General features: G+C 59.6%; 15 protein-coding genes. 4 read left to right on the top strand and 11 right to left on the bottom strand.

What is annotated here, in order from left to right; all coding sequences use genetic code 11:
• Positions 1-52 precede the first annotated feature (52 nt).
• From QPL94_RS04055 to QPL94_RS04035, 5 genes are all read right to left on the bottom strand, one after another.
• Positions 53-961 carry a LysO family transporter gene (locus tag QPL94_RS04055; RefSeq protein WP_285357829.1) on the bottom strand — a complete coding sequence of 303 codons (909 nt, stop codon included), beginning with the start codon at positions 959-961 and terminating at the stop codon, positions 53-55.
• Positions 962-995: 34 nt separating this feature from the next.
• Entirely contained in the window at positions 996-1367 is a 372-nt protein-coding gene (locus tag QPL94_RS04050) for a PA4575 family protein (RefSeq protein WP_285355687.1), read from the bottom strand.
• Between the two features lie 18 nt (positions 1368-1385).
• Complete coding sequence (locus tag QPL94_RS04045; RefSeq protein WP_285355685.1) at positions 1386-1709, bottom strand: DUF2288 domain-containing protein; 324 nt, start codon at positions 1707-1709, stop codon at positions 1386-1388.
• 164 nt (positions 1710-1873) lie between these two features.
• Positions 1874-4639, bottom strand: a complete 2766-nt coding sequence (acnA, locus tag QPL94_RS04040; RefSeq protein WP_285355684.1) for an aconitate hydratase AcnA — start codon at positions 4637-4639, stop codon at positions 1874-1876.
• A 201-nt stretch (positions 4640-4840) separates the two neighbouring features.
• The gene (locus QPL94_RS04035) at positions 4841-6670 is read right to left on the bottom strand and encodes an ABC transporter ATP-binding protein (RefSeq protein WP_285355683.1); all 1830 of its coding nucleotides are present in this window, start codon (positions 6668-6670) and stop codon (positions 4841-4843) included.
• A 202-nt stretch (positions 6671-6872) separates the two neighbouring features.
• On the opposite strand from QPL94_RS04035, the gene QPL94_RS04030 reads away from it, so the two are divergent.
• Entirely contained in the window at positions 6873-8327 is a 1455-nt protein-coding gene (locus QPL94_RS04030) for a hypothetical protein (RefSeq protein ID WP_285355682.1), read from the top strand.
• Positions 8328-8333: 6 nt separating this feature from the next.
• Here the strand turns inward: QPL94_RS04030 and QPL94_RS04025 are convergent, their stop codons facing one another.
• Complete coding sequence (locus QPL94_RS04025; protein WP_285355681.1) at positions 8334-9773, bottom strand: rhomboid family intramembrane serine protease; 1440 nt, start codon at positions 9771-9773, stop codon at positions 8334-8336.
• Positions 9774-10108: 335 nt separating this feature from the next.
• Here QPL94_RS04025 and QPL94_RS04020 point away from each other — a divergent pair, with 335 nt between their 5' ends.
• The gene (locus QPL94_RS04020; RefSeq protein ID WP_285355680.1) at positions 10109-10555 is read left to right on the top strand and encodes an OmpA family protein; all 447 of its coding nucleotides are present in this window, start codon (positions 10109-10111) and stop codon (positions 10553-10555) included.
• Positions 10556-10560: 5 nt separating this feature from the next.
• On the opposite strand, the gene QPL94_RS04015 is transcribed toward QPL94_RS04020, so the two are convergent.
• From QPL94_RS04015 to QPL94_RS03995, 5 genes are all read right to left on the bottom strand, one after another.
• A complete protein-coding gene (locus QPL94_RS04015) occupies positions 10561-10962 on the bottom strand; it encodes an MAPEG family protein (RefSeq protein WP_285355679.1) in 402 nt (133 codons plus the stop codon).
• Between the two features lie 2 nt (positions 10963-10964).
• Positions 10965-11207 (bottom strand): GlsB/YeaQ/YmgE family stress response membrane protein, encoded by a 243-nt coding sequence (locus tag QPL94_RS04010; RefSeq protein ID WP_135804062.1) that lies wholly within the window; start codon positions 11205-11207, stop codon positions 10965-10967.
• 73 nt (positions 11208-11280) lie between these two features.
• Positions 11281-11988, bottom strand: a complete 708-nt coding sequence (locus tag QPL94_RS04005; protein ID WP_285355676.1) for a lysophospholipid acyltransferase family protein — start codon at positions 11986-11988, stop codon at positions 11281-11283.
• Positions 11989-12038: 50 nt separating this feature from the next.
• On the bottom strand, positions 12039-12650 hold the full coding sequence (locus QPL94_RS04000) for a class GN sortase (RefSeq protein ID WP_285355675.1): 612 nt from the start codon (positions 12648-12650) through the stop codon (positions 12039-12041).
• Positions 12647-14800, bottom strand: coding sequence for a marine proteobacterial sortase target protein (locus QPL94_RS03995; RefSeq protein ID WP_285355674.1), 2154 nt, complete (start codon positions 14798-14800; stop codon positions 12647-12649). The genes QPL94_RS04000 and QPL94_RS03995 overlap by 4 nt, the downstream gene beginning before the upstream one ends.
• 211 nt (positions 14801-15011) lie before the next feature.
• On the opposite strand from QPL94_RS03995, the gene pdsR reads away from it, so the two are divergent.
• Together pdsR and QPL94_RS03985 are read left to right on the top strand one after the other, a co-directional pair.
• Complete coding sequence (gene pdsR / locus QPL94_RS03990) at positions 15012-15713, top strand: proteobacterial dedicated sortase system response regulator (RefSeq protein WP_137436286.1); 702 nt, start codon at positions 15012-15014, stop codon at positions 15711-15713.
• A gap of 3 nt (positions 15714-15716) precedes the next feature.
• Positions 15717-17705 (top strand): ATP-binding protein, encoded by a 1989-nt coding sequence (locus QPL94_RS03985; RefSeq protein WP_285355673.1) that lies wholly within the window; start codon positions 15717-15719, stop codon positions 17703-17705.
• Positions 17706-17762 lie beyond the last annotated feature (57 nt).

Below are 17762 nucleotides of genomic sequence, written 5' to 3'. Positions count from 1 at the left end.
ACTGTGAGACAGTTTACCGGCACAACTGCAACGTGCATTGCACCGTGTCAATTTATCCCAACGACAGAAACACCGCCATCAACACCGGTGACAGGAAGGACAACAGAAATCCGGACGCAATGGCGACCGGTACACAGGCCAGGCCGCCGCTGCTGCGGATCACAGGCAGGGTGAAATCCATGGCGGTAGCGCCGCCGTAGCCTATGGCCATGGCCGGCCGGCTGGCGATCAGCAGCGGAATGATGGCCAGCGCTATGATTTCCCGCAAGACATCGTTCAGAAAGGCAACACCACCCCAGGCTGGACCCAGAGCATCGCCGATCACAATACCCGAGAGGGAATACCAACCAAAGCCGGATGCCAGGGCGAGCACATCGTGCCAGGGCAAGGCCAGCCAGGGAATCAACGCAACCCCCGCCACCAGGGAGCTGAGTGTGAGGGAGAGGGCAATGCCCAGACCCTGGCGATTCATCAGCAGCTTGCGCAGCGACAGGCCCGCATTGCGTAGCTGGATTCCGATCAGAAAAAGCAGCAACATCAATGCCCAGGTGGCCACCTGTTCGGCCATTGGCATATCCGGCAACAGATAAAAACCGGCAAACAGGCCGGCCATAACCGCCAGTAACGGCTTCAGACCGGCGAGAAACAGCCGTCGATAGCCGGGGCTGACAGTGCCATCCGGGCGTTCGACCGTCATCGGCTGCCAGCGGTGAAACAGCCATAAGCCCACCATGTTGGCGACCAGCAAGGCAACCACCAGGATCAGCACCTGAACGGCCATGCCGCCAAGCTGGGCACCCAGCCCTTCCATCTGGCCAAGGCCAAGGCCCAGCAGGGCCAGGATAAAATAGACCAGCCCCTCCACGCTGTAGTGAATCACCGTCATCAGGTGACGATTCTGCAGTAACAGGGCAAATCCCAGAAAAAGCGGTGCCAGAATCAGCAATGCGCCGGTGAGCATGGAATCCTCGGGTTGTTTGGGTGGGCGGGACAGCTCAGCCAATGGGCTCGTACTGGTCCGGATCAAAATGGAACTTGCCGGCACTGGCGTCACGGTCGGTGCGTATGGTGCGCGCGAGCCGCTGCGCCATCACCGACCAGACCACGTAGTCCTGGGGCTGGGGCTGGTAGTTCTGCCCCATCAAGGCACCCGCAACACTGCGCAGCACCGCTTCTGCCTGGGCAATTGAGCGGTAGGGGCCCTGGCAGCGGTGTTTCTCGGGCTGGCCGTCTACCGCGCCACTGAGTGCTACCAGCGCCCATATGTCATCGCCAACCGGCTTGATGAATAGCTCTACCCGCCGCTGGTCCCGGATCATTACCAGTGCCCGTAGCGGGCCACGACCGTGGAAATAATGCAGTTTCACGACACAGCTCCGACCGGTTCAGTGCAGCACATGGCCGGACCTGTCCTGCACCAGAACCCAGGGCGCGATAACCACCGCCCAGAGTTCGGTATTTTCATCGTACCAGTACCGTGCAAGGTCCGGAGCAACGTCACCTACCTGTCCACCGTTCATCCATTGCTGGAAACGGGCGGTGTTGTCAGCCGCCAGCTCGGCTGCCACATCCAGCAGGTCCAGTTCCGGGGAGACCTTCACCACGTGCCCACGGGCATAGTAAACCTGCAGATCGTGCCAGTTGATCCTGGAGGTTTCCAGGTTCAGTTTTGCCTTGATGTCATCGGGGGATCTGGGGGAAGAGGACATGGTCAGCTCGCGGCAACTCCTGTTTTCATTCGGCTTTGAAACACGCTTTTGTAATGCTTCAGCTTACCTCAAAACCAGAGACCGAGCACCTGTTGCAGGGGTTCCGGCCCACCGGGGCCGGAACCATTCCTGACCTGATCAGGCTGATTTCTCAGGCGGCCGTCTCAAGCTGACTTCAGCATTTCCCGCACCACATAGTGCAGGATGCCACCGTGGCGGTAATACACCGCTTCGTTGGCGGTGTCGATCCGTGACAGCAGTTCGCAGGTTTCCGTGTTGCCATCCGGATAGGACACCGTCATCTCCAGCTTCTGACCCGGCTTGATGTCACCGGACAGGCCCTTGATGCTGATGGTCTCCTCACCCGTCAGCTTCAGGCTCTTGCGGTCCACGCCATCCTGGAACTGCAGCGGCATGACACCCATGCCGATCAGGTTGGAGCGGTGGATACGCTCGTAGGACTCGGCAACCACCGCCTTCACACCCAGCAAACGGGTGCCTTTGGCGGCCCAGTCCCGGCTGGAGCCTGTGCCGTATTCCTTGCCGGCGATAACCACCAGCGGTGTGCCCTCTTCCTGGTACTTCATCGCCGCATCATAGATGGGCATCTGCTCGCCACTGGGTATGTGCCTGGTGAACCCGCCTTCGACGCCGTCCAGCATCTCGTTCCTGATTCGGACGTTGGCGAAGGTCCCGCGCATCATCACCTCATGGTTACCGCGCCGGGAGCCATAGGAGTTGAAGTCTTTCGGCTCCACGCCGTGCTCCTGCAGGTATTTACCGGCAGGGCTGTCAGCCTTGAACGACCCGGCGGGGGAGATGTGGTCCGTGGTGACGGAATCCCCGAGCATGGCCAGGATGTTGGCATCCTTGATATCTTCAATGGCATCCGGCTCTTCCTTCAGGCCCTGGAAGAAGGGCGGATGCTGGATGTAGGTGGACTTGTCGGACCATTCGTACACCTTGCTTTCCGGCACTTTGAGGGCCTTCCAGGTGGCGTCGCCGTCGAACACCTCGGCGTATTCCTTGTGGAACATGTCGGTTTTCACTTTCTCTACCGCTTCAGCAATTTCCTGCTGGCTTGGCCATAGATCTTTCAGGTAAACCGGGTTGCCATCCTTATCTTCACCCAGAGGATCCTTGAACAGATCCAGGCGTACGTTTCCGGCCAGTGCATAGGCCACTACCAGGGGTGGTGACGCCAGCCAGTTGGTTTTCACCAGCGGATGCACGCGGCCTTCGAAGTTGCGGTTTCCGGACAACACCGAGGCCACCGTCATATCACCATCGGTGATCGCCTGCTCCACCTCTTCGGGCAGCGGCCCTGAATTACCGATACAGGTGGTACAACCATAACCCACGAGGTTAAAGCCAAGTTTATCCAGGTCGTCCTGAAAGCCACCTACCCGAAGGTAGTCGGTGACCACCTTGGAACCCGGCGCCAGTGAGGTCTTCACCCAGGGCTTGGTGCTCAGACCTTTCTCAACGGCCTTCTGAGCGATAAGGCCTGCGGCCATCATGACGCTTGGATTGGACGTATTGGTACAGGAGGTAATAGCGGCAATCACCACTGCGCCGGGATCAAGCCGGGACTTTTCCCCGTTCATGTGAAGTGGCTGGCTGGAGGGATGTTCAAAGTACGCGTCCTGAGCTCCAACGGCTGTTCCACCGCCCTCGGATTCGAGGTTGCTCTTACGGGATTCGTCCGCCGAGCCTTCCGCGGTTTCCATCAGCAGCTCGAACGAGGCCTTCATGTTTTTCAGCGCGACCCGGTCCTGGGGGCGTTTGGGGCCGGCCAGGCTGGCCTCTACTTCGCCCATGTCCAGTTCCAGGTTGTCGGTGTACACCGGCTCCTGGCCAGGCTGACGCCACAGCCCCTGGGCCTTGGCATAGGCCTCGACCAGTTCGAGCTGGTCATCTTCACGGCCGGTCAGCTTCATGTATTTGATGGTCTGCTCGTCCACCGGGAAGAAGCCGCAAGTGGCACCGTATTCGGGCGCCATATTGGCAATAGTCGCCCGGTCGGCAACGGGCATGTCTTTAAGGCCATCGCCGTAGAATTCCACGAATTTGCCCACCACGCCTTTCTTGCGCAGCATTTCCGTAACGGTAAGCACCAGATCCGTGGCGGTAATGCCTTCCCGCAGCTTGCCGGTCACCTTGAAACCCACCACTTCCGGTATCAGCATGGACACCGGTTGGCCGAGCATCGCCGCTTCCGCTTCAATACCACCTACACCCCAGCCGAGAATGCCAAGGCCGTTGATCATGGTGGTGTGTGAGTCTGTCCCTACCAGGGTGTCCGGGTAGGCGATGGTCTTGCCATCCTGATCCTTGCTCCAGACCGTCCGGCCCAGATACTCCAGGTTCACCTGGTGACAGATACCCGTGCCTGGCGGCACCACCCGGAAGTTGTCAAAGGCCTGCTGGCCCCAGCGCAGGAACTCGTAACGCTCCTGGTTACGTTCCATCTCGATGGTGACGTTGTCTTTGAACGCCGACGCATCACCAAAATTGTCCACCATGACAGAATGGTCGATCACCAGATCCACCGGTGACAGCGGATTGATCATTGCCGGGTCCTTGCCGGCAGCCTTGACCGCCTCACGCATGGCCGCCAGATCCACCACACCCGGAACGCCGGTAAAGTCCTGCATCAGCACACGGGCGGGACGAAACTGGATTTCGGTGTCGGACTTGCGGTCTTTCATCCACTGGACCATGGCGTCTATGTGGCCGCGGTCCACGGTAATGTCATCCTCGTTGCGCAGCAGGTTCTCCAGCAGCACCTTGAGGGAAAATGGCAGCTTGTCTATATTGCCCAGGGTGTCAGCGGCTTTCGGCAGGCTGTAGTAATGGTAGGTTTTACCGCCAGCTTCAAGGCTGGAAAGGGTATTGAGACTGTCTTTGCTAAGACTTTGTTTCGACATGAGGTGCCTCCTTTTTCATTATCCGAAAATTCCGGAAGGCTGTGCGGGAGCCTTTGCATCAATGCACTCCCCGATTGGTGAATACACTGACTCAAAGACTCCAGCGATGGAAGTCATCTATAACTATTGCACTGATTAGCGAGACTTCAACCGCGGTTCCGTGAATGTTCGGTATAGCGGTTGTGAATATCCTGCCTCGCCTCAGGCCTGCCGGTCCCCGTATAGCTGCGAATAGAGGCCCTGCCGGGCAATCAGCTCATCGTGGTGCCCTTCCTCGGTGATGTAGCCATCCTCAAAGACATACACCCGGTTTGCCTGTTTCACTGCACTGAGCCGGTGGGCAATGATCAGGGTGGTGCGTTGGCGCAGAAAATCCTCCAGATCCTGGTGTAACTGGAACTCGGTTTCCGCATCCAGCGCAGAGGTAGCTTCGTCAAGGATGACCACCGAGGGATCTGACAACACCATCCGGGCAATGGCCAGCCGCTGGCGCTGACCACCGGACAGGCGCACGCCCTGGCGGCCGATCATGGTGTCCAGCTGGCGGGGCATATCCGCCACGGTTTTATCCAGTTGGGCGATTTCCAGCGCCTGCCACATCTCGGCGTCGGTCCTGTCCCGGCCGAGGGTCAGGTTCTGGCGCACGGTATCGTTGAACAGGGCGGGGTGCTGCAGCACTGTGGCCACATGCTCTCGAACGCAGGGAAGCCCGATGCGCTGAACCGGAACTCCCCCCAGAAGCACTTCCCCCTGTTGCGGGGTATACATGCCCAGTATCACCTGCACCAGAGTGGATTTACCGCCACCGCTGGCCCCCACAACCGCGACTTTTTCACCCGGCTCCAGATGCAGGTTGATGCCCTTGAGAACAGCTTCCTCACCATAGCTGAAGTGGATGTTCTTCAGGGTAAGGCCGACGGTGTGCCGGCCTTTGAAAGGATTCTCCAGGGCGGGGTAACGGGGTTCCTCTTCCAGTTCCAGCAACCGGTTAATGCGTCCGAGAGCAGCATTGGCTGCAAACCAGGCGTACTGCATGTTGAGCATTTCCTGTACCGGCGTCAGCATGAACCACAGGTAGCCGAAGATCGCGAACATCATGCCGATACTCAGGTCGCTGAACAGTACCGTCACCATGGCGGCTGCGCGAAAGGTGTCCACACCAAACTGGAACAGTGCAAAGCTGGCCCGGGTGGCGGCATCACTGCGCCACTCGAACTGGATGGCGTGATCGCGGACCGTGCGGGCACGGCTGATCAGCTGACGCAGGTAATGCTGTTCGCGGTTGGCCGCCCGGAGCTGATGAATGGCGTCCAGGGTTTCGGTCAGGTCACCCTGGAAGTCCTCATAGGCGCTGTTTTCCTGACGCTTGAGTTCCTTGACCCGTTTGCCGATAAGCATGGTGGCGAAGATCACCAGCGGATTGAACAACAGGATCAACAGCCCCAGTTGCCAATGCACCCACATCAGCACGATGGCGGTTCCGGTGACCGTCAGGCTCGCCACGATAAAACGGCTGATGCTGGTACCGAGAAACTGGTCGATGGTGTCCAGGTCGGTAATGAAGTGACTGGTGATCCCCCCGGATCCCCGGGTTTCATACTCCGACATGGCCACCCGCTGCAGCCGGCCCAGCAGCCGCGAGCGGACCCGGAACACCACATCCTTGGAAATCTTGGAGAATTCCCGGGACTGGAGCACGTTAAAGGCGAGCGACAGCAGCCTCAGCAGAAACGCGGTCACCACCATCAGGCCGATATACACCACCGGCATGTGCCAGGCCTGGGGCAGCATGGCCTGCATGACAGGCAATACGGGGCCGGCCTCATCCAGCAGGACTTCGTCCACCAGCACCGGCAACAACAGCGGGATAGGCACACTGACCACCGTAGCCAGGATGGCCAGCACGTTGGCCCGCACCAGTCTCGGTTTGTGCTTGAGTGCGAGAGACAGAATGCCCTTCCAGGTATACCGGTGATCATTCCGGCCTGTCGTATCCTCACCCGGTGTGCTCAGGTCTGATGCCTGTTCCAAAAGTCCCCCGTTAACCCTGTGTGTCTCCGTACTGATACGCAACCTCTGCGGTTACAGTCTACCGAAGCTCACTCCCTTGTTGGACACAAGGGAGCAACATCCCAATAAATACCGGCATTTGCGACACAGCCAACTGGTGAGATGGCCGGCCTTCTGCCATCATTGCCCTTTGATCCTCTGAGCCACCAGAACCGGGCCGACTGTGAAACACGACTGCCATTACCACCCCGGCGAACCCGCAAAATGGCACTGCGGGGACTGCCAGATCCATTATTGCACCCGCTGCATGCCCGATGCGGACACCCGCAAGCAACACGCACTGTGCCCCCATTGCAGCCGCGCCATGCGGTATCTGGGTGCGGCCACCGAGGCTGTGCCTTTCTGGAACCGGATTGGCGCATTTTTTCGCTATCCGTTCCACACTGACCCGCTGTTGGTGATTGCCATCTGTACCCTGGTGCCGTTGCTGCTCAGCGGTAATCTCATCGGGCTGATTATCACCCTGGTGCTGGCACTGGCGCTGCTGAAATATACCTATGCGGTGATCCGTCATACAGCCGAGGGCCACATGAAACCACCGCCCGTGGCAGTGGCCTTCAGCGGCAGTGGCTTCGATATTGTCATCCTGCAACTGCTGGTGTTTGCACTGATGGGCGGCATGGTGGCCGCCGCCGCCATGGTGGGCGGGCCCCTGCTGATGTTTCTGGCGCTGGCGTTTGTGATACTGGCGCTGCCCGCCAGCATCATGGTGCTGGCGATGGAGCATTCAGTCATGGCTGCCGTCAATCCGATGAATCTTGCGGTATTGATCTCGCGGATTGGCGCACCGTATTTCCTGCTCTACGGTTATCTGATCCTGCTCACGCTGGCTTCCGGCGCTGCCCAGGAGTTCGCACTCACCCATTTTACACCGGGCATCGCCCGCACCCTGGCGGGTTTCCTCAACAGTACGTTTACCCTCATGCTGTTTCACATGCTTGGCTATCTGCTGTTCCAGTATCAGGAGGAGCTCGGGTTTGCCAGTGACCTGCAGGACGATGAACAGACCGGGGAGGTACAGAACCGCGACCGTACCCGGCGGTTTGATGCCGACATCGATATGAACCTGAAGGACGGCAACTACGACCGGGTTCAGTCCATGCTGAAAGAGGCCCTGAAGCGGGACTCACAGAACACGCTACGGCTGGGCCAGTTACACCAGTTGCTGACCGCTCGTAACGATATCCCGGAGCTGTACCGGTACCATCCCCGCTTGCTGAACATGCTGGCTGACCGGAATGACGGTGACGGTATCGCGGAACTTGTGGCAGCCATTGAAACTATTGAGCCGGGATTCCGGCTGGAGGAGCCCGAGCTGTCAGTGCGTTGTGCCCGCTGTCTCTATCAGCGTGGGCATTACAAGCCGGCACTGAAGCTTCTGCAGGACTTCCACAAGCGTTTCCCGGACAGCAATGAGCTGGCGCCAGCTTACCTGCTGGTGGCTCAAGCCCTGGCGAACGGCCTGGGGCAGTGGGAAAAAGCCTCGGCGTTCCTGAATTTCATCAAGAAACGATGCCTGAACCATCCGCTGCATGAACAGATCGACGTCTTCCTGCAGCAGGTTGAAAACCGGGAGCCGGTGAAGGGCCCCAAAGCGTCGTTTTCGGTTCAGGAGTAGGCCTTGTTATAGCAACTGCCGGTAGTGGCGAGCCTTTGGCGTCATCTGGAGCTTTTCGAACTCTTCTACCAGCAATCGACAGGCCTCCGCCGTCAGAAGCTCATCACCGGTGCTCTTGAGTCTCTCGAAGGCCTTTTCTGCAGCTTTGAGATCGTGTTGTTTCAGGCTGGTGAACAAAACCCGGTTGTGGTCTTCGGCACTCAGCGGCTGATGACCCTCGCCTTTACCCAGGTATTCCTGCCATATTTCAATCATCTGTTCCGGCTGACGACGGCTGAGGGACTCATTCATCAATTCCCGTGCCCGCTCCCGGTATTCCGGCAGATCCGGGCGCAGTTTCGCCAGCTGGTACAGATGCTCCAGCAGAACGGTGCGATCAGGGTAATGTTCCCGCAGCGCCTCAAACTGGCGCCGGGCCAGGTCAAACTCCAGTCGCCCCAGGCTGGCCATGGCCTGGCTGTAGCCGGTGGTAAAGCGCTCGTCCTGCTCATCCTCTTCCGGCTCGAAGAACTCTTCCTTTACCTGCAGCCAGCTCTTGCCCAACAACCACACCATGCCAGCGCCTGCCACCAGTCCGCCGGCGTGGGCCATGTAAGCAATGCCGGTGGCACCGGCGAACCAGTAATCGTAGATTTCCTTACCCAGCCACACCGGCAGGATCGCAAGTGCCGGCGCCCGGAAATAATTGAAATACACGCCCACGAAATAGAAGAAGCGGATTTTCTGCAGCCCGTAAATGGCCACGTACATACCCATCAGCCCTGATATCGAGCCGGATGCGCCCACCAGGGGAATATGGCTACCCATGGAGAATGCGGTAAACACCACGCCGGAAATTGCCCCGCAAAGCAGGTAAGCCAACAGGAATCGACCGGGCCCCAGGGCCTTCTCAACGGTAAAACCCAGCAGGAACAGGAACACCAGGTTGCCAATGATGTGTCCCCAACCACCGTGGAGAAACTGGTAGGTAATCAGGGTGTAGAGCGAAAACTCCGCTGGCACCAGGCCCAGTTGGTTGGCGCTGAGGCTGTCCATCAGCCGGGTCTGGATCTCGCCCCGCTGCTCCACCCAGCGCCGACGTTCCGCGGGCGCCAGCAGCACATCCCGGTTTTCCAGCATGTACTGGTAGAATTCACGATCCGACAGCAGGCTGTAGGCCACCCACAGATCACCACCCTCCTGGCGCAGCTGCTGGAAATTCTGGAGCTCGTAAACCCGCTCCTCATCCCCCTCGAAGCGAATCTGGCGCTGCAGATAGTCTTCGTACAACGGTGCCTCGAGCGCCTGCAGATCCGACTCCAGATACTCCTTGATCGCCTGCTCGGTCAAACGGCTGTCGCCGCCCTGGTAAAACGTGAATACCAACACACAGGCCAGCATCAAACCCAGGGTCACCCAGGGCGGGCGCTTCCAGTTAACGGAGTTTTCTGCGGGGATAATCAGCATGGGCGATCACAATTCATCATAATTTGTCCCGGGAGATGTGCTTTTTACCACAGCATGGCCAGTTTTTCGCGCTGTAATGAACCCTGAAGCGATTTGCGGTACCTCGGGCAAAACAAACTGTGCGTGGCGCCTCAATACAGGCTACTCTGCGGTTGTCACACGAAGGTCATACAAATGACATTCAATCAGGGCAGCCGCAAATGGGGCGAATCGCAGAATGCTCAAAAGGAGCATTTCTCAGGGGTTTCGACCAATCGCCAATTGCCGTTGTCCCGGCCACAGCCAATAGTTACCGGGACAACAAAAAAAACGGACGTGCAAACAAGGAAACTGCCATGACTGTACTCATACTGGACAACCCGGAACTGCTTGCCAGAGCGGCCATCGAATCCGGCCTGGCGATGCCTGCACTGGCTCCGGACGGCGCCCCGCGGAAGCCACATCGCATGCGTTTTCATTACGGATTCAACAAGCATCGCCTGGATGAGCAGGACCTCGCCATTCTGCGCCAGCACGCCGACTACCTGAGGCACAACCCGGGGGTGACCGTACGCATCCATGGCCATGCCGACAATTTCGGTGTTGGTGAATACAACGAATTCCTGTCCCGCCTGCGGGCCAGCAGTGCCGCCAAAATGCTGATCCGGGAAGGGGTCAGGGAAAGCCAGATTTTGGTAAGTGGCTGGGGTAGTGAGCGCCCGCTGGCGCGCCCGGAAGACCATGCCGCCAACCGCCGTCTGGAACTGGAATACCTCACCATGGACATGGCCCAGGCGCTGTAAGGATCTCAGCCGTATACCTGGAACACGTTCCAGAGCAGCAGTAGGGCGATGGCAAGGATGCCGGCCCAGGTCAGAAGAATGCCCGTCATTCTGGCAATGTGAGGGCCACCCCGGCCATTGATCATGCCAAAAGCATGGAGCACCCGCCCCACAACGAAAGCCATCCCCGTCCAGTACACCATGCCACTGGGAACCCCGTTCAATTCGGCAATGGCCAGCATCACCAGGCCCAGGGGCGCGTACTCCACCAGGTTGGCCTGGGCGCGGACGGCTGCCTCGAAGTCCCGGTCGTCAGTCACCCCCAGGCTTTTCTGGTACTTCAGGCGAAAGCGGGACACCATTCCCGACAACACCAGCAACAACAGGCCGAGAACGGCGGCGAAAACTGCGGAAACAGGTACGATCATCGTTAGGCCTTCTTGATGGCGCTGACCACCGCCAGTAACAACACGGCGCCCACGGTGGCGGTGACCAGCTCACCCACAGCACCCTGAGCGGCGAGTCCCAGCAGCCGGAAAACAAAGCCGCCCAGAACAGAGCCGACGATACCGATACCGATGTTCGCCAGCACGCCAAAGCCACGGCCCTTCATGATCAGGCCCGCAAGCCAGCCGGCCACACCACCAATAATCAGAAAAAGAATCAGATTCATTGCATGCATCTCCCCGCAGCGGAACAGTCCCCGAAAGACTGCCCTGTTTTGCCAGCCGCTTCAAGCACTTCCGTTAACCCGGAGCAAGGGACGCAATGGCAGTTTCCATTTGCTGATGACATTGAGCCATCAACTGCGGAATATCCTCGACGGTGAGCCCCGCCGTTTCCACCGGCGGGAGAATCCGGATCGCAACCGGCTCCCGGCGACCGGACCAGCCCAGGGTGCGATCATGGTACTGGCTGGCACAGACCATGGTAATCGGCGCACCCGCAGCAACAGCTGCATGAAAGGCGCCTTTCTTGAAGCTCTGCAGGCCGCGGCCACGGCTGCGGGTACCCTCGGGAAACACCCAGAGGCTCTTGCGGTCACGACGGATGGCTTCGCTGGTGGCCTGCATTACCGCAATGGCTTTATGGGACCGGCCACGGTTCAGAATGACATTGCCGCCCAGCCAGAACACCTGACCAAAAAACGGAACCCAGATCAGTGAGGCCTTGCCAACCGTGACCGTGCGGGGTGGCAACAGGTCGCCCATCACGAACAGGTCGTCGTTATGCTGGTGGTTGGCGATAACCACGACAGGCCGGTCCTGCGGCATGTGATCAGCGCCTTCCAGCGGGCGCTCCATGCCAAGAAAGAAGCGGCCAACCCGGGCGACGGCCCATCCCAGCAACCGGTTATTGTCCGGATTAAAGGGCCTGGCTACATACACCACCAGCGCAAGCAAACAAATGACCGGCACCGTCAGCCAGGCCAGAAATTTTCTGATCAATCCCATCGAATACAAAACCCTGACGCAGTTTTTTGGCGCACAAGTGTACGCCAAAATCAGGTTCCGGCAACAGCCTCCACGGAAAGCACATTATTGGCCTCATCTGCGGTCATCAGGGACTCGGCCGTTGCCTCCACCACATAGCGTAGCGGACCATTGTTCTCCAGGCCATTGAAGGGGTAACAGGTCACCAGCAACAGCGAATCCCGTGGCAACTGTGCGGTATTGATCTGCTCATGGCGGCTATCAACAACCCGGATGCGATCGACCCGGAAGGTGCGCCAGTCTCCATCCCGACTCTGCAACTGAACCCGGCTACCGGTTTCCAGATGCTGCAGCCCGCGGAAATGGGTGTCCCTGTGACCGGCAATCACCACCGGCCCCGCCCGGTCATCATTGCCCAGCACCTGCCCCGGCCCGAAGGCCAGGCTTTCGCCGTGAGCGCCGTCCAGCACGATCAGTGACTGGCCGGTTTCCGGCAACGTCAGGCGGGCCACCGGCCAGGTATCCGCCCAGGGCCAGGGGCGGGTTTCCTGCTGCCGGGCCTGGCTTTCGGCCCAGGCCAGTTCCAGCAGTTCCTGGGCGGCAAGGGCCTTGAAGGGAATCCACAACCCCACCGCAAGGACGGTTGCAAACGTTGTTGCCAGCAAAAGAATCAGACGGTTCATGCGAACACCCTCCGCTGCAGCAGGGTTATGGCGGCCGAGAACATCAGCCCCACCAGGCCGATGGCAATCAGAAGCGGGGACAGGGTGGCGGTCTGGGGATACCGCAACATGGTGCCCTGGGCTCCGGCAGGCAGCAGTGTGGGTACACTGTCAGTGGTCAGGGTCTCCTCCGCCGGCCTGGACGGCGTTTTTTCCTGCGCAAGGAAACTGGTGTATTTGGTCATCAGCTGGTGCTTCAGCCCCAGATCGGTCACTTCCCCACGCGCATCGTCATCGATCTGGCCCGTAAGCCCGCTGTCCATCAGGCCATTAATCTTCTGTGTTGCCCAGTGGCGATGCAGGCCCTTACCCGGAGCAGCCTGATCCAGACGCAGTGACTGCTGCCACTGGCTGCCATCCGGCAGCCGCCCGGAGACGTCAAGCTCGCCTTCATCCGGCAGCCCGCGCACCACCTGCACCATCGGTTCGCCACGGAACAGGTCGCCAATGCGGTCCGGGAAGGCCTCGGTTGTGGATGTCTGACCGGGCCAGTTGACCGTGATGTCTGTCAGCACCGGCGATTCCATCTTGCCGAACAGTTCATCCAGCGGCCGCTCCACGTCAGAGAGATCGCTGATGGCGGTATAGGTGCCACGGCCGTAGCGCGCCGCTTCCCGCATAAAATGCATGTTCGGGGCCGATCCTATGCCTACGGTAAACAAGCGACTGCGACCCAACTGGCTGCGGATTCTTCCGAACAGGGCAGCTTCATTACCGACGGATCCGTCGGTAATGAACACAACCTGCCGAACCCTTGCGGGTGACTCCTCATCGCCGCTGTGCCTGTCGTCCAGGGCTGCATCCAGCGCAGAAGCCATTTCGGTGCCACCATTCGCGTTAAGGTCCTGCACATAGCGACGGGCCCGGGCGATGTTGTTGGCACTGGCCGGCACCGATTCCATAAACAGGGCGTGGGTCTGGCTGTTGAACTGGATGACGTTGAAACGGTCTTCCGGGCCAACAGTCTCCAGCCCACGCAACAAGGCCTGACGGGCCTGGCGGATGGATTCGCCGGCCATGGAACCGGACGTGTCGATGACGAACACCAGCTCCCGTGGCAGTTGTTGGTCACGGTTCAGCCCCGGCACCACCAGCGCCAGCAGATAATCCTCACCCTGCCACTGCTCATGGAAGACAGCCGCGGCGGGTTCCATGCCACGGGCCGGGGCCCATCGCACCACCAGATCGCGGTCCATCAGCACGGCATCGGATTCCGGGGCCACCTCAACGGCATTGCCATTCCAGGTGCTCGTAATACGGTGGCTCGGGCTGGATACCCGGCTGACCGGCAAGCCTGCGTTGATAGTCAGAGTAATGGTTGCCCGGTGGCTGTCAGGCCCCACATCCCCCGGCAGCACCGTGAACGGGCTGATCTGGTCTGCATCCGAGACTTCGGTGGTGGGCATCGCCCAGCCTCCGGTCCACCGGGCCGGCCGGTTGTCCACCGCCTGACCAGGCATATAGCGCGGTGTCAGGGTGGTAGGCAGGCGCAGCTCGAACTCACCGGACTGGTAGCGCACCGCCTGCTGGTAGCTAATCTCAACGACGATAGTTTCACCGGGCGGGATATTCGCCATGCGGGTGGTAAACAGATTGGGCCGTTGCTGATCCACTCGGGCCACCTTGCGACCTTCCTTCTTCGCCTTGGTGTACTGGCGCTTTGTTTCCTCCTTCTCATGGACTTCGCCCACAATCACCCGCTCACCGGCGGTCAGGGTCATGCCATAAACACTGGCGTTCTCCGGCAGCGGAAACACAAACACGCCTTCGCGCCACTGCTGGCTGGTGTTGCGAAAACTCTGGCGCAGCCGGGTATCGGCAATCAGGCCGCTGACAGTGACCCTGTAATCGGTATCAAGCAGCGTCGCAGACGCCTGGTGTTGCCCGGCATTATCGATAAAATGGAACTCTCCGGTGCCCTCAGGGCGGGTTTCGGAAGCCTCGGCGTACAACGGTTGCACAAACAGGAACAGCAACACGGCCAGCCAAAGGGAAATCCCTTCCAGCCATCGCCGTAGGCGTGGGGATACCCTGCTTGCTGTAAACCCCGGGGTCCGACGCCCGGGCTTCATGATTGCGGGTGAAGATGGCAGTACATGGGTGAGCAGCATTGTTCCGCTTCCTTGTCTCAAATAGGGTAAACACACGCCTGTTGGCAACTGGTGTCTATTTGAGCCCCTGGAAACGGCGATCCGGTGTCACAATCTGGCGATCCGGCATTGAAAAAATGATGAATTATGGCAAACCGACCGCTTTACCTTGTTCTGGCCTCAGGCCATGGTTAAATAGGACCCCGTATTAACAGGTAGATGGCTGCAGTTTATGAAGCGACACATCGTGCTGATCGAAGATGAGCCCGCTATCCGGGAAAACTACCGTGATGCTTTTGAGCGCCGGGGTTACCGGGTGTCCGCCTATGGTGACCGCACCAGCGCCTTCCAGGTGCTTCGCACCGCCCTGCCGGACCTGGCCATCATCGATGTCGGCCTGGGCGACGAGCCCGAGGGCGGTTTTACCCTATGCCAGGATCTGCGAAGCCTGTCGAAAACCCTGCCGATCATTTTCCTCACCGCCCGAGACAGCGACATCGATTCAGTACACGGCCTGCGGTTGGGCGCAGACGACTACGTCACCAAGGACATGAGCATGGACCACCTGCTGGCCCGCGTCACCGCCCTGCTGCGGCGGGCAGACGCCTGGGCCGAGGCCCTGAAGCAGCCGGACGAAGTGGTGCACCGGGGCCGGCTGGCACTGAATGTGGACCGAATGACGGCGGAATGGAACGCCCAGCCCATCGACCTGACGGTAACCGAGTTCTGGATGCTGCATTCGCTGGTTCAGCACCCGGGCCATGTGCGCAGCCGTGACCAGCTGATGGAAGCCGCCAGTACGGTCCTCGACGACAACACGGTGACCTCTCACATCAAGCGGATACGCCGCAAGTTCCTGCAGATTGATGAGGCTTTCGACGGCATTCATACTGCCTATGGCATGGGGTACCGCTGGAATGCCCATGAGGCCTGAGCTTTGACCCTCAAGCGCCAACTTTTCATTGCCAGCCTGCTGATGTTGCTGATCCCCTGGGCCGGCCTGCAGTTCGTACTGGAACTGGATCAGGCACTGCGGGACCAAGCCGCCAGGCAGCTTCAGGGCCAGGCTGAGCGCGTTGCCGGCTTGGCGGCGGAGCAACTGGAGGAGAGCCCGGCCATTGAAGCCGGAGCACCGGTAATATATGCCGATCTCCTCGCCCGCGCACCCAACCTGGACGGTTACGGCGATGACTGGCCGGGCTACGATGAGGAAGAATCCCGCCAGCAATGGCAAAGCACCCGGCAAGTCAGTGACAGCAATGACGCGGAAGTATCCTGGCAGGCGGCCGTCAATCGCAATCACCTTTATCTTCTTATCCAGATCAGTGGCCGGACAGCAGCCTTTTTCAATCCCGGCAATCCGGACCAGCCCCATGACCGGATCCAGCTTCATTTCATTGACGGCAACCAGACCAGCCAGCGCCTAATTCGCACCCAGGCACCCGGCGCCATCAACGCCACTGATCCCGCTCGCGAAGACTCGACAGACTACCGCATCAGCGGATACTGGCAGGCCGTCAGCAACGGTTACCAGGCTGAACTGAGAATCCCACTGCCGGCGCCAGAGGACCGTTTTGGCTTTCAGGTGACATGGCCGGGAGAACAGGACGTTGCCGGCCCCGCCTCAGCAAAGCTCGTTACCCGGCTGCCACAACTGGAAAACCGACTGGGGGCCATGATCGCTCCGGGCCAGGATGCCTGGGTTCTGGAGCCCGATGGCTGGGTGATTGCACGCCAGACCAGGAAATCGGAAGCCGACGAGCCGGAATTTGACAGCCTGAGCCCGCTGCAGATTCTCGAGCGCATCAGCCTGAACGGCCTGCGCGCGCTGGTGCGTTTCTACCAGCCCGAACCAGTACCACTGGACGACCAGACCCATCGCCTGAAGGCCGGGGACTTGCCCGCCCGAGGCCTGGTGCGTCATCGCGACGGCGACACCCACATGCTGGTGAAGCAGCCCCTTCCCGATGGCCGCGTGCTGGTGCTTGAAGAATCCCTGGACCAGTTGCTGGCTCTGTCTGGCAGTACCCTTGGCTCGGTGATTGCCCGTAGCGTGCTACTGATCATCGGGCTGATGCTGGTGTTACTGGGCTACGCCAGTTGGCTGTCCTGGCGCATCACCCGTCTGCAACGGGCCGTGAGTGCCAGCATTGATGACGATGGCCGTATTCTGGGCGCCCTGCCTCCTGCCAGGGCAAAGGACGAACTGGGTGACCTGTCACGACAGTTCAGCCATATGGTGGATCGCCTTCAGGGCTACACGGACTACCTGGAAAGCTTTTCCCGGCGGCTGTCCCACGAATTGAAAACGCCAGTGGCGGTGGTGCGCTCCTCCCTGGAGAACCTGAGCCACACCACAGACCCGGCCGACCAGGCCAGCTACATTGACCGTGCCCGCTCAGCTACCGACCGCCTGAGCCAGATACTGCATGGCATGAGCGAGGCTGCGCGACTGGAGCAAAGCCTCGATCACGCGGAGAAGGAAAGCTTTGACCTTGCCGACGTAGCCGCCCAGACCACCCTCGCCTACCAAGAACTGGACGCCGACCACCGCATCTACTATTCCGGCCCCGCCAGCGGGTATTCTTGCCATGGTTCACCGGAATTGCTGGTGCAGCTTCTGGACAAGCTGGTGGACAATGCCCGGGATTTCACGCCGGCACAGGGCCGGATTGAAGTACGTCTTCGTCGCAGTCAGGGGCAACTGGAACTGAGCGTGTTCAATGAAGGCTCATCATTACCGGAGAACCTCACCAGTGATATTTTCAGCCCCTTTGTTTCCGTGAGAACCGGTAAACAGGAAGGTCACCTGGGCCAGGGCCTGCTGATCGTGCGTTTGATCGCCGAGCATCACAATGGCCAGGTACAGGCTGTCAACGAAGAGGGTGGTGTGCGTTTTACAGTAGTATTGCCATCGGCCCCTTGAGCTCCGACGAGAGTCGTAAGCCACAAGTCGCCTTTCGGGATACCCCACAACCCTTTA

Source organism: Marinobacter sp. SS13-12, from assembly GCF_030227115.1.
Classification (GTDB): Bacteria; Pseudomonadota; Gammaproteobacteria; order Pseudomonadales; family Oleiphilaceae; genus Marinobacter.
This window is presented reverse-complemented; position numbering and strand designations above follow the sequence as displayed.

Bases quoted from the DNA above. Each gene is read 5' to 3' on its own strand.
- QPL94_RS04055 (WP_285357829.1), bottom strand. From the start codon at position 961: ATGCTCACCGGCGCATTGCTGATTCTGGCACCGCTTTTTCTGGGATTT.
- QPL94_RS04045 (WP_285355685.1), bottom strand. From the start codon at position 1,709: ATGTCCTCTTCCCCCAGATCCCCCGATGACATCAAGGCAAAACTGAAC.
- acnA (WP_285355684.1), bottom strand. From the start codon at position 4,639: ATGTCGAAACAAAGTCTTAGCAAAGACAGTCTCAATACCCTTTCCAGC.
- QPL94_RS04025 (WP_285355681.1), bottom strand. From the start codon at position 9,773: ATGCTGATTATCCCCGCAGAAAACTCCGTTAACTGGAAGCGCCCGCCC.
- QPL94_RS04020 (WP_285355680.1), top strand. From the start codon at position 10,109: ATGACTGTACTCATACTGGACAACCCGGAACTGCTTGCCAGAGCGGCC.
- QPL94_RS04015 (WP_285355679.1), bottom strand. From the start codon at position 10,962: ATGATCGTACCTGTTTCCGCAGTTTTCGCCGCCGTTCTCGGCCTGTTG.
- QPL94_RS04010 (WP_135804062.1), bottom strand. From the start codon at position 11,207: ATGAATCTGATTCTTTTTCTGATTATTGGTGGTGTGGCCGGCTGGCTT.
- QPL94_RS04005 (WP_285355676.1), bottom strand. From the start codon at position 11,988: ATGGGATTGATCAGAAAATTTCTGGCCTGGCTGACGGTGCCGGTCATT.
- QPL94_RS04000 (WP_285355675.1), bottom strand. From the start codon at position 12,650: ATGAACCGTCTGATTCTTTTGCTGGCAACAACGTTTGCAACCGTCCTT.
- QPL94_RS03995 (WP_285355674.1), bottom strand. From the start codon at position 14,800: ATGCTGCTCACCCATGTACTGCCATCTTCACCCGCAATCATGAAGCCC.
- pdsR (WP_137436286.1), top strand. From the start codon at position 15,012: ATGAAGCGACACATCGTGCTGATCGAAGATGAGCCCGCTATCCGGGAA.